The 11,427-nt window shown below is 68.0% G+C and carries 9 protein-coding genes, 1 other RNA gene and 1 pseudogene; 10 read left to right on the plus strand and 1 reads right to left on the minus strand.

Annotation, left to right across the window (positions count from 1 at the left end):
- Nucleotides 1-73: 73 nt before the first annotated feature.
- Both rsmI and rnpB read left to right on the plus strand, forming a co-directional pair.
- Nucleotides 74-904 (plus strand): 16S rRNA (cytidine(1402)-2'-O)-methyltransferase, encoded by an 831-nt coding sequence (gene rsmI, locus V7060_RS01255; protein WP_334177450.1) that lies wholly within the window; start codon nucleotides 74-76, stop codon nucleotides 902-904.
- Between the two features lie 97 nt (nucleotides 905-1,001).
- Nucleotides 1,002-1,351: RNase P RNA component class A (gene rnpB / locus V7060_RS01260), an RNA gene on the plus strand.
- 208 nt (nucleotides 1,352-1,559) lie between these two features.
- Here the strand turns inward: rnpB and V7060_RS01265 are convergent.
- Nucleotides 1,560-2,330 (minus strand): NRDE family protein, encoded by a 771-nt coding sequence (locus tag V7060_RS01265; RefSeq protein WP_334177451.1) that lies wholly within the window; start codon nucleotides 2,328-2,330, stop codon nucleotides 1,560-1,562.
- A 320-nt stretch (nucleotides 2,331-2,650) separates the two neighbouring features.
- Between V7060_RS01265 and mraZ the strand changes: the two genes are divergently transcribed.
- The 8 genes and pseudogenes from mraZ (at nucleotide 2,651) to ftsW (ending at nucleotide 11,411) form a co-directional block, all read left to right on the plus strand.
- Nucleotides 2,651-3,097 carry a division/cell wall cluster transcriptional repressor MraZ gene (gene mraZ, locus V7060_RS01270; RefSeq protein WP_162336843.1) on the plus strand — a complete coding sequence of 149 codons (447 nt, stop codon included), beginning with the start codon at nucleotides 2,651-2,653 and terminating at the stop codon, nucleotides 3,095-3,097.
- Nucleotides 3,094-4,062 (plus strand): 16S rRNA (cytosine(1402)-N(4))-methyltransferase RsmH, encoded by a 969-nt coding sequence (rsmH, locus tag V7060_RS01275; protein WP_334177452.1) that lies wholly within the window; start codon nucleotides 3,094-3,096, stop codon nucleotides 4,060-4,062. Before mraZ ends, rsmH begins: the two co-directional genes overlap by 4 nt.
- Complete coding sequence (gene ftsL, locus V7060_RS01280; RefSeq protein ID WP_334177453.1) at nucleotides 4,059-4,322, plus strand: cell division protein FtsL; 264 nt, start codon at nucleotides 4,059-4,061, stop codon at nucleotides 4,320-4,322. The genes rsmH and ftsL overlap by 4 nt, the downstream gene beginning before the upstream one ends.
- Nucleotides 4,319-6,028 (plus strand): annotated as a pseudogene (locus tag V7060_RS01285) (penicillin-binding transpeptidase domain-containing protein); the annotation flags it as partial. The gene ftsL and the pseudogene V7060_RS01285, both read left to right, overlap by 4 nt.
- 134 nt (nucleotides 6,029-6,162) lie before the next feature.
- Nucleotides 6,163-7,647, plus strand: coding sequence for a UDP-N-acetylmuramoyl-L-alanyl-D-glutamate--2,6-diaminopimelate ligase (locus V7060_RS01290; RefSeq protein ID WP_334177454.1), 1,485 nt, complete (start codon nucleotides 6,163-6,165; stop codon nucleotides 7,645-7,647).
- Nucleotides 7,644-9,023 carry a UDP-N-acetylmuramoyl-tripeptide--D-alanyl-D-alanine ligase gene (gene murF, locus V7060_RS01295; RefSeq protein WP_334177455.1) on the plus strand — a complete coding sequence of 460 codons (1,380 nt, stop codon included), beginning with the start codon at nucleotides 7,644-7,646 and terminating at the stop codon, nucleotides 9,021-9,023. Before V7060_RS01290 ends, murF begins: the two co-directional genes overlap by 4 nt.
- Nucleotides 9,013-10,098: a phospho-N-acetylmuramoyl-pentapeptide-transferase gene (mraY, locus tag V7060_RS01300; RefSeq protein ID WP_334177456.1), complete on the plus strand. Its 1,086-nt coding sequence runs from the start codon at nucleotides 9,013-9,015 to the stop codon at nucleotides 10,096-10,098. The genes murF and mraY overlap by 11 nt, the downstream gene beginning before the upstream one ends.
- On the plus strand, nucleotides 10,098-11,411 hold the full coding sequence (gene ftsW / locus V7060_RS01305) for a putative lipid II flippase FtsW (protein WP_334177457.1): 1,314 nt from the start codon (nucleotides 10,098-10,100) through the stop codon (nucleotides 11,409-11,411). The genes mraY and ftsW overlap by 1 nt, the downstream gene beginning before the upstream one ends.
- Nucleotides 11,412-11,427: the final 16 nt, after the last annotated feature.

Raw genomic sequence — 11,427 nt, forward strand, 5'->3', positions numbered from 1 at the left:
TCCAAGAGCATCGTCGGTGTTCAGGCAGGGGAACCGGCTACGATTCTACCCCCAGCCACCGAGCCCCACCGGAATGCCCGCAGGAACCCTGTTCATCGTCGCCACCCCGATCGGCAACCTGGGCGACCTGACGCCGCGTGCGCTGGAGACCCTGCGTGGCGTGGCGGCTATCTGCGCCGAGGACACGCGCCGCAGCGGGCAGTTGATGTCGCACTTCGGCATTTCCACGCCGTTGGTGGCTTTGCACGAGCACAACGAGGACGCCCTGGCGCAGCGCGTGGTCGAACGCCTGCTGGCCGGCGACTCGCTGGCCCTGGTCAGCGACGCGGGCACGCCGCTGGTCAGCGACCCCGGCTTCCGCCTGGTCCGCGCCGCGCGCGCGGCCGGCATCCAGGTCAGTCCGCTGCCGGGCGCCTGCGCGGCCATCGCGGCGCTCAGCGTGGCCGGTCTGCCGAGCGACCGCTTCACCTTCGAGGGTTTCCTGCCGGCCAAGGCCGCCGCGCGGCGCGAGCAGCTGCGCGGCCTGGCTGGCGAGACGCGCACGCTGGTGTTCTACGAATCCTCGCACCGCATCGCCGAATCGCTGGCCGACATGCGTATGGCGTTCGGCGACGACCGTCCGGCAGTGCTGGCGCGTGAATTGACCAAACTGTTCGAAACCGTCTTGGACGGCACGCTGGCGGACCTGCATGCGCAGGTCGAAGCCGACGACAACCAGCGCAAGGGCGAGTTCGTGGTGATGGTGCAGGGCGCCGGCGACGACCTGGACGCAAGGCTGGTCGAAGGCCGCCGCGTCTACGCGCTGCTCAACGAACACCTGCCGCCCTCGGCCGCCGCCAAGCTGGCCGCCGAGATCACCGGCGCGCCGCGCAAGGCGTTGTATGGAAGCGGGTCGGCCCCCTGAGTCAGGGGGCGATTCGCGCCGCAGGCGCGAATGGGGGTATGGAAGTGCGCAGCGGACGTTGGGGTATTCGACGGCGAAGCCGTAGAATGCGCACGGCGGAGTCGGCCAGACAGTCGCGTCATTGGAAACAATGCCGAGGAAAGTCCGGGCTCCACAGGGCACGGTGCCAGGTAACGCCTGGGCGGCGCGAGCCGACGGAAAGTGCAACAGAAAGATACCGCCTAAGACTGCTTCGGCAGGACGGCAAGGGTGAAATGGTGCGGTAAGAGCGCACCGCGAGTCCGGCAACGGACCGGCACGGCAAACCCCACCGGGAGCAAGACCAAATAGGGAGACTATGCTGCGGCCCGCAGTGTCTCCGGGTAGGTTGCTTGAGCGTAACGGTGACGTTGCGCCTAGAGGAATGACTGTCCACGACAGAACCCGGCTTACCGGCCGGCTCCGCCGCTTTCCAAAGCGCCACCGGCGCTTTGGAAAGCCCCAAGGTTTGCGTTGCAAACCTCGGGCCCCAGGCCCTTGGCCTCCATACCCCCGCTCGCGCTTCGCGCTCGCCGCCCCCTGACTCAGGGGGGGCGGGTAAAGCGCTCCCGGGGATGCTTTGCTTGTGGGAGCGACGTGAGTCGCGATCGCGGATTTCCAGTCGCCGAGAAGCCGGCTACGCACCGGACCCGATCCGCACCGTCGTCTCCCCCTCGAACACCCCCCGTGGCCCGAACCGCCGCTCGCTGATCCAGCCATGCCCGGCATGGTCGATCGCGATCAGCGTGCTCGCGCGGGTGCCGTAGCGATCGCCGCGTATGAAGGCCGGAGACAGCATCCGCTCCAGTTCGATGCCCACGCCGGTGTCGGGGAGGCGATCGTCGGGCGCCTGTGCCTCGTCGGCCAGCGCCTGCCAGAGGGGCGAGACATCGTTTTCCTCCGAGGCCAGCCACGCGGCCAGTCGTTCCTTCAGCGCCATCGTCTTCGGCCACGGCTCGTCCAGGTCGCCGTTGGACAGGCCGTGCAGCCCGGGGGTGAGCGTGATCCGACGGGGTGTGGGGTAGTTGCTGACGTACTCGCAGTCTTTCCCGTCCGCCAGCAGCAGGTTGAAGGGGGCGAAGACCTCCGCCGCCACCAGCAGGCCGGCGGCTCGGTGGTCGGCGCTGTCCGGCGACTGCAGGAAGCCGGCCGCCAGCTGGCCGCGGGACGGGGCGCCCGGCACCTGGATGGCCGGGTCGCGCACGTTGGTGACCACGGCCACCCGGCCGCTGGTGTCCGCCCCGGCCCACGTACCGCCGGACTGAAGGTCCTGGCCCGCCATCAGGTCGGGTGAAGCCGCCCAATGGGCCAGGGGTGCGGTGGGGCGATCGTGGAATTCGTCGCGGTTGCCGGCCAGCAGCAGCCGCCAGCGCGGGTGGATCTTCCAGGCGAGGGCAACCAGGCACATGGGCCGATTGTGGGCCGTGCGTTTGCGCAGTTCCACTCGTTCGCCATGCCTTGCCCCGGGCTTGATGTGAAGCGACGGTCACCTCACTGAATCGTTGCTCAATCTCAAAATTTGAGACGAAACAGCAACTTGTGGATAAGGCTTGAACAAGTCTCTGAAGTTCGTCGCAAGCCATTGATCCGCCAAGTGATTTCCGGCCTGTTTTCCTGTTGACAACCTTGTGCGCAGTGCTAAGGTGGGTAGCAGAGGGAAAACCGGGTTTTACGTGGTTTTTCGTGGTTCAATTGATCGCTCATTCGCGCATCGGGAAGGCAGGGGCTGTGTTTCAGGGTGAGACCGCCATCACAGTGGACGACAAGGGACGGCTCGCGGTGCCCACCGCGTACCGTGACCTGGTCGCGCGCGAGTGCGGCAACCGCCTGGTGATCACCTACAACCCCTTCGAGGGCGGCAGTCTGTACCTGTACCCCGAGAAGGTCTGGCAGCGCGTCCGCGACGATGTCAGCAAGCTCCCCAGCACCCAGAAGGCGCACCGCAGCCTGCAGCTGAAGCTGATCGGCGCCGCATCGCCGGTCGAACTGGATGGCAATGGCCGCATCAGCATCCCGGCCAGCCACCGCAGCGCGGTCGGCATCGAAAAGAAGGCCGTGCTGCTCGGCATGGGCGAGAAGTTCGAACTCTGGAGCGAACAGGCACACCACGCGCAGATCCGTCAGACCCTCACGGACGACGATCTGAGCGCCCACATGCTCGAGCTGCGCTTGTGAGCAAGGGTGACGGCACGCGGCAGTCCGCGCCGGCCGGTCACCTCCCAGCGCTGCACTTGCCGGTGTTGTACGCGCAGGTCATGGAAGGGCTGCAGGTGAAAGAGGACGGTGCCTATCTGGACGGCACCTTCGGGCGCGGAGGCCACGCGCGCGGCGTGCTGGAACAACTCGGCCCGGGAGGCCGGCTGCTGGTGATGGACAAGGATCCCGAAGCGATCGCGCATGCCGAACAGACGTTCGCGGGCGATGCGCGCGTGTCGATCTTCCGCGGCAGCTTCGCGTCGATGGCGCAATGGGACGAAACCGCCGCCGGACTGGATGGCGTGCTGCTGGACCTGGGCGTGTCGTCGCCGCAGCTGGACGTGGCCGAGCGCGGTTTCAGCTTCGGCAAGGACGGTCCGCTCGACATGCGCATGGATCCGGAATCTGGCGAGAGTGCCGCGCAGTGGATCGCCCGTGCGGACGAGCGCGAGATCGCCGACGTGCTGTGGACGTACGGCGAGGAGAAGCAGAGCCGCCGCATCGCGCGCGCCATCGTCGCCCGTCGCGCCACCCAGCCGTTCAGCCGCACCGCCGATCTGGCGGCGGCGATCGCGTCGGTGATGCCGCGCGGCGAGAAGATCCATCCGGCCACGCGCAGCTTCCAGGCCATCCGCATCCATATCAACCGCGAACTGGCCGACCTGGAAGCCGGACTCGATGCTGCACTGGCGCGCCTGAAGGTCGGTGGCCGGCTGGCGGTGATCAGCTTCCACTCGCTGGAAGACCGCATCGTCAAGCAGTTCATCAACCGGCACGCCAAGGCGCCGCCGGCCAACCGCCGCCTGCCGGTGGCGACGGTCTTCACGCCTACGCTGCGCGCCATCGGCAGCGGGCAGAAAGGCGAGGCCGGGGAAGTGTCCTCCAACCCGCGGGCGCGCAGCGCCGTGTTGCGTGTCGCGGAAAAGCTGGAGGTGGCCGCATGACCCGCTTCCTGATGGCCGTGCTGGTGCTGGCCAACATCGCTTCCGCGATCGGCGTGGTCTACGCGCGCCACCGCCATCGCGTGCTGTTCGACGAGGTGACGCGGCTGGAGCGCGCGCGCGACGAACTGAACGTCGAGTTCGGCCGCCTGCAGCTCGAGCAGGCCACGGTCGCCGAAGCCACCCGCATCGACCAGGTCGCACGCGTGCGCCTGGGCATGAAGTTTCCGGAAGCGACCGACATCGTGGTGATCCGGCCATGACCACCACGCCCACCAAGAACCGCAACCGCGCCCGCTTCAACCTGCGTGGTCGCCTGGCGCTGGTGCTCGGCGCGATGGGCCTGTGCTCGGTCAGCCTGGTCGGGCGCGCGGCCTACGTGCAGCTGATCAACCACGATTTCTACCAGCGTCAGGGCGATGCGCGCTTCCTGCGCGAGATCCCCATTCCCACCTCGCGCGGCATGATCACCGACCGCAACGGCGAACCGGTGGCGGTGTCGTCGCCGGTGGAATCGGTGTGGGGCAATCCGCAGGAGCTGCTGAAGACGCCAGACCGCCTGCCCGAGCTGGCGCAGGTGCTGGGCGTGCCGCTGGACCACCTGACCAACCGCCTGTCGCAGAAGGCTGACAAGGAATTCCTGTACCTCAAGCGCCGGATCAATCCGGACGAGGCGCAGAGGATCCTCGCGCACAAGATTCCCGGCGTGTTCTCGCAGCGCGAGTTCCGTCGTTTCTATCCGCAGGGGCCGGCGATGGCCCATGTGCTGGGTTTCACCAATATCGATGACCGCGGCCAGGAAGGGCTGGAGCTGGCGTTCGACGAATGGCTCAGCGGTACGCCGGGTTCGCAGAAGGTGATCCGCGACAACCGCGGCCGCATCGTCGAGAACGTCGACCTGATCCGCTCCGCGCAGCCGGGCAAGGACCTGACGCTCAGCATCGACCGCCGCATCCAGTACCTCGCGCACCGTGAGCTGCGCAATGCGCTGATCGAGCACCAGGCCAGCAGCGGTTCGATCGTGATCATGGACGTGACCACCGGCGAAGTGCTGGCGATGGTCAACCTGCCGACCTACAACCCCAACGCGATCGACCGGGTGAAGCCGGATGCGCGCCGCAACCGCGCGCTGACCGACATGATCGAGCCGGGTTCGACCATGAAGCCCCTGACCGTATCGACCGCGCTGAAGGCGGGCGTGGTCACGCCGTCGACGCTGATCAACACCAACCCGGGCTACCTGGCGTTGAACAGCCGTTACACCATCAAGGACGTTCCGCGGAACAACGGCGTGCTGACCGTCACGGGCGTCATCACCAAGAGTTCCAACATCGGCTCGATCAAGATCGCCGAGAAGCTGCCGAACGCCTACTTCTACGAGAGCATCCACAGTTTCGGTTACGGCCAGAAGCCGGGCAGCGGCTTCCCGGGCGAATCCGCCGGCATGCTGGCGCCGCCGGATCGCTGGAACGGGCTGCAGAAGGCGACGATGTCGTACGGCTACGGCCTGGCGGTGACGCCGTTGCAGATCGCGCGCGCCTACGCCGCGCTCGGCAATGGCGGCAAGCTGGTGACGCCCACGTTCGTGAAGGGCCAGCGGGGAGAAGCGCCGCAGGTGCTCGATCCGGCCATCGCGCATGAAGTCGTCGGCATGATGGAAACCGTGGTGACGCAAGGCGGTGCCAAGCGTGCCGGCGTGCTGGGCTACCGCGTGGCGGGCAAGACCGGTACGGCGCGTATCGCCTCGGGCGGCGGCTACGCGAAAGGCCGGTACGCCTCGTTCTTCGCCGGCCTGGTGCCGGCCAGCAATCCGCGGTTCGCCGCCGTCGTGGTGATCAACGACTCGCAGGAAGGCGGCTACTACGGTGGCCTGGTCGCGGCGCCCGTGTTCCATGACGTGATGGACGGAACGCTGCGGCTGATGGACGTGCCGCCAGACGACATCGAAGCGTGGCTCGCCGCGCAGGCCAAGAACACGCACAAGCCCGGCAGCAGCGCGGCGGCTCCCGCCCCGGCGCCGATCGCCGACGACGCGGTCGACACCACCGATCCATCCGCATTCGACGTGCCGCAGGCCGCGTTGCCGGCGACGGGAGCGACGCGATGAGGCGGATGATGGCCCTTGCCGAACTGCTGCCCGACGTGGAGGTGCCGCGCGACATCGTCGTGCGCGGCCTCACCCTGGACAGCCGCAGCGTGCAGTCCGGCGACGCCTTCGTTGCCATCGCCGGCTTCGGCGCGCACGGGCTGAATTTCGCCGCGCAAGCGAAGGAAAACGGTGCCAGCGCGATCCTGTTCGAGCCGCCGGTGCCCGAGGGCCTGGAAGCGCCGCGCGATGCGATCGCCGTGCCGGGCCTGCGCGCGCGAATGGGCGCGATGGCGGACCGCTTCCATGCCGCGCCGTCGCACGACATGAAGATGGTCGGTGTCACCGGCACCAACGGCAAGACGTCGACCGTGCAACTGCTGGCGCAGGCCTGGCACCTGCGCGGCGTGCGTTGCGCGACGGTGGGTACGTTGGGCGCGGGCATGTACGGCGAGGTCGTGCCGACCGGCTTCACCACGCCGCTGGTGCTGCAGATGCATGCGCTGCTGGCGCAGTTCCGCGATGCCGGCGCCAAGGCGGTGGCGATGGAAGTCAGCTCGCACGCGCTGGACCAGGGGCGCGTCGACGCCGTGCACTTCGATGTCGGCGTGTTCACCAACCTCACCCGCGACCACCTGGATTACCACGGCGACATGGAGCGCTACGGCGCCGCCAAGTCGCTGCTGTTCGCGCGCGAAGGCCTGAAGGCGGGCGTCGTCAATGTCGATGATGCCTACGGGCGCGACCTGTTCGCGCGGCTGCCGCATGGCGTACAGCGCATCGGCGTGAGTTCGCGCGGACAGGCCGAGGTCGTCGTCCGTGCCGACGGACTGCGGCTCGATGGCGGTGGCATCGCCTTCGACCTGGTCATCGGCGACGAGGCGCAGCCGGTGCAGTCGCGCCTGCTGGGCCGCTTCAATGTCGACAATCTGCTGGCCGTCGCCGGGGTGCTGCACGCACTCGGCGACACGACGGCCGAGATCGCGCGCACGCTGTCGCGGCTGGCGCCGATCCATGGCCGCATGAACCGGCTCGGCGGCGACAGCGATGCCGCCGGCAGCCGGCGGCCGCTGGTCGTGATCGACTACGCGCACACGCCGGATGCGCTGGAACAGGCACTGGCCAGCCTGCGCGACCACGTGCAGGGGCGGCTGTTCTGCGTGTTCGGCTGCGGCGGCGACCGCGATACCGGCAAGCGGCCCTTGATGGCGGCCATTGCCGAACGCCTGGCGGACGTGGTGCTGGTCACCGACGACAACCCGCGCACCGAAGATGGCGACCGCATCGTGGCCGACATCATGGCCGGCTTCGCGAAACCCGATGCGGTCGCCGTGCAGCGCGACCGCGCGCAGGCGATCGCCCAGGCGGTCGCGCAGGCCGGGCCGGACGACATCGTGCTGGTGGCGGGCAAGGGCCACGAGCCGTACCAGGAAATCCACGGCGTGAAGCATCCGTTCGACGACACGGCCGTCGCCCGGCAGGCACTGGAGGACCGTCGATGAAACGGCTTCCCCTGTCACTGTTGGCGCACTGGGCGGGCGGCGAACTGATCGGCGACGATCTGGTGATCGGCTCGCTGACCCACGATACGCGCGCGCTGGTGCCGGGCAGCCTGTACGTGGCGCTGCGCGGCGAGCGTTTTGATGGCCATGATTTCGCCTACGACGCCTCCATGCGTGGCGCCGCCGCGGTGCTGGTCGACCACGAAGTGAAGGTCGACGTGCCGCAGGTGGTGGTGCCGGACACGCTGCTGGCGCTGGCGCGGATCGCCGCCGGCCTGCAGCGCGACCGCGTGGAGAAGGCGGTCGCCATCACCGGCAGCAACGGCAAGACCACGGTGAAGACGCTGGTGGTGTCCATTCTGCAGCGTGCCGGCGTCACCTATTTCAATCCGGGCAACCGCAACAACGAGATCGGCTTGCCGATGGCCGTCATCGACGGGCCGGACGATGCCGATTTCTCGGTCTACGAGATGGGTGCGGGCAAGCCCGGCGACATCGCCTACCTGACCGATATCGTCACGCCGGAAGTGGCGCTGGTGAACAACATCGCGGCCGCGCACCTGGAGCGCATGGGTTCGCTGATGGGCGTGGCCGAGACCAAGGGCGCGATCTACGACGCGCTGCCGGCCGACGGCACGGCGGTGATCAACGCCGATGATGCCTTTGCCGAATACTTCGCCGGCCGCGTGCCCGACCGCCGCATCCTGCGCTTCGGCCTGGAGGCGACGGCCGACCTGACCGCGCGCGACATCCGCGCGACGGCGGACGGCTCGGACTTCGTGCTGGTCGCGCCGCATGGCGAGGTCGAAGTTCAGTTGCACCTGCCGGGCCGCCACAACGTGCTCAACGCACTGGCTGCCGCCGGCATCACGATGGCCTGCGGCGTATCGCTGGCGGTCATCGCCGATGGCCTGTCGGCAGCGCAGCCGGTCGCCGGCCGCCAGGTCGCGCACACGCTGCCGAACGGCGCGGTGGTGATCGACGACAGCTACAACGCCAATCCTGGTTCGCTGGTCGCCGCGATCGACACGCTAGCGGCAGCAAGCGCGCAGGCGGGCAGCGAAGGCTGGCTGGTACTGGGCGACATGCGCGAACTGGGCGACGACGCCGAAGCGCTGCATGCCGACGCCGGCCGCCGCGCCAAGGCTGCGGAACTGCGCCGCCTGTACACGCTGGGTCCGCTCAGTGCCGCCGCCGCTGCCACGTTCGGCGAAGGCGCGCATTCATTCCAAGACCACGCCTCGCTGACCGCCGCACTGCGCGCCGAGTTGCGGGCCGGCGTGCGCTGTCTGGTCAAGGGATCGCGTGGCAGCGCGATGGACCGGATCGTCGCCGCCCTGATGTCCACCGGGGAGGACGCATCGCATGTTGCTTGAACTGGCTCGCTGGCTGCAGAGCCTGGAAAACTTCTTCGGCCTGTTCGGCTACCTGACGTTCCGCGGCATCCTCGCCGCGCTGACGTCGTTGGCGCTGTCGCTGTGGCTGGGTCCGGCGGTGATCCGCAAGCTCGGCCAGCTGAAGGGCGGCCAGCCGATCCGCAAGGACGGTCCGCAATCCCACTTCTCCAAGGCGGGCACGCCGACGATGGGCGGCGCGCTGATCCTGATGACCGTGCTGCTGTCGGTACTGCTGTGGGGCGACCTGCGCAACAAGTATGTGTGGGTGGTACTGCTGGTGATGCTGACGTTCGGCGCCATCGGCTGGTACGACGACTGGATCAAGATCGTCAAGCGCGACCCCAACGGCCTGAAGTCGCGCTGGAAGTACCTGCTGCAGTCGATCTTCGGCCTGGCCGCCGGCCTCTATCTGTATCTGTACGCCGACGTGCCGGCCGCGACGACCTTCTACGTGCCGTTCTTCAAGTCGATCGCGCTGCCGCTGGCGGGCATCGGCTTCGTCGCCATCGCCTACTTCTGGATCGTCGGTTTCTCCAACGCGGTCAACCTGACCGACGGCCTGGATGGTCTGGCGATCATGCCGACCGTGCTGGTGGCCTGCGCGCTGGGCGTGTTCGCCTACGCCTCGGGTAACGCAGTGTTCTCGAACTACCTGCAGATCCCGCCGGTGCCGGGCGCGGGCGAACTGACCATCATCTGCGCGGCCATCGCCGGCGCGGGACTCGGGTTCCTGTGGTTCAACACCTATCCGGCGATGGTGTTCATGGGCGACATCGGTGCGCTGGCGCTGGGCGCCGTGCTCGGCACCATCGCGGTGATCGTGCGCCAGGAACTGGTGCTGGTGATCATGGGCGGCATCTTCGTCATCGAAACCCTGTCGGTGATGATCCAGGTGGCGTCGTTCAAGCTGACCGGCAAGCGCGTGTTCCGGATGGCACCGATCCATCACCACTTCGAACTGAAGGGCTGGCCGGAGCCGCGCGTGATCGTGCGCTTCTGGATCATCTCCGTCGTGCTGGTCCTCGTCGGCCTGGCCACGTTGAAGGTGCGCTGATGAACGACACGCCGCGCCAGGCCACGCGACTGGATGCCATCGGGGGCCGCTTCGACCCCTGGTTGCTCGGCGCCATGCTGGCGCTGGCCTCGCTCGGCGTGGTGATGGTGGCGTCGGCGTCGATCTACCAGCACGGCAATCCGTTCTATTACCTGATCCGCCACGGCATGTTCCTGGTGGCCGGCGCCGGCCTCGCGTGGTGGGTGACGCGCACCGAGCTGAAGAGCATCGAGGCGCGCAATCACCTGTTGCTGCTTGGTTGCGTGGTGTTGCTGCTGATGGTGTTCGTCCCCGGCCTGGGCGTGAGCGTCAAGGGCGCGCACCGCTGGATCAACCTGGGCGTGTCGAACTTCCAGGTGGTCGAGGCGGTGAAGGTGTTCTTCATCGTCTGGCTGGCCAGCTACCTGGTGCGCTTCCGCGACGAGGTCAACGCCACCTGGATGGCGATGCTGAAGCCGCTGGGCGTGGTGGTGCTGCTGGTGGCGTTGCTGCTGATGCAGCCCGACTTCGGTTCGTCCTCGCTGCTGCTGGCGATCACCGCCGGCATGCTGGTGCTGGGTGGCGTGAACATGCCGCGCATGTTCGGCCCGGTGCTGGTCGGCCTGCCGATCATGGCGGTGATCGCCATCGCCGAGCCGTACCGCTGGCGTCGCATCACCTCGTTCTCGGATCCGTGGGCCGATCCGTTCGGCAGCGGCTACCAGCTGACCAATGCGTTGATGGCGATCGGCCGCGGCGAGTGGGGCGGCATCGGCCTGGGCGGCTCCGTGCTGAAGCTCAACTACCTGCCGGAAGTGCACACCGACTTCATCTTTTCGGTGATCGGCGAGGAACTCGGCTTCGCCGGCATCTGCCTGGTGGTCGCGCTGTACGCGCTGCTGGTCGGCCGCGCCTTCGTCGTCGGCCTGCGTTGCGTGGAGATGCGTCGCCACTTCGCCGGCTATGTCGCCTTCGGCGTGGCGCTGTGGATCGGCATGCAGAGCTTCGTGTCGATGGGCGTGAACCTGGGCCTGCTGCCGACCAAGGGCCTGACCCTGCCACTGATCTCTTCCGGCGGCTCCAGCATCCTGATGACCTGCGTGGCGATGGGGCTGCTGCTGCGCGTGTCGTACGAACTCGAGCGCACGCAGCGCCAGGTCGCGCTGCGCGGCGAAGCGGCACAGGGCAGTGGCGAACCGCCGCGTGCGCCGGTCGAGCCGCGTCCGGGGTCGACCGCGCCTGCGGCCACCACCTTGCCGACGCTCTCTCAGACGCTGCGCGGCACCAGCCGGCTGCAGCAGCGCGTCGAGCCGACGTTCGAGAGGATCGCGTGATGGCGACCTCTGCGTC

This window comes from Pseudoxanthomonas sp. (genome assembly GCF_036845285.1).
Classification (GTDB): domain Bacteria; phylum Pseudomonadota; class Gammaproteobacteria; order Xanthomonadales; family Xanthomonadaceae; genus Pseudoxanthomonas_A.

Bases quoted from the DNA above. Each gene is read 5' to 3' on its own strand.
- mraY (WP_334177456.1), top strand. From the start codon at position 9,013: ATGTTGCTTGAACTGGCTCGCTGGCTGCAGAGCCTGGAAAACTTCTTC.
- ftsL (WP_334177453.1), top strand. From the start codon at position 4,059: ATGACCCGCTTCCTGATGGCCGTGCTGGTGCTGGCCAACATCGCTTCC.
- ftsW (WP_334177457.1), top strand. From the start codon at position 10,098: ATGAACGACACGCCGCGCCAGGCCACGCGACTGGATGCCATCGGGGGC.
- V7060_RS01265 (WP_334177451.1), bottom strand. From the start codon at position 2,330: ATGTGCCTGGTTGCCCTCGCCTGGAAGATCCACCCGCGCTGGCGGCTG.
- rsmI (WP_334177450.1), top strand. From the start codon at position 74: ATGCCCGCAGGAACCCTGTTCATCGTCGCCACCCCGATCGGCAACCTG.
- V7060_RS01290 (WP_334177454.1), top strand. From the start codon at position 6,163: ATGAGGCGGATGATGGCCCTTGCCGAACTGCTGCCCGACGTGGAGGTG.
- murF (WP_334177455.1), top strand. From the start codon at position 7,644: ATGAAACGGCTTCCCCTGTCACTGTTGGCGCACTGGGCGGGCGGCGAA.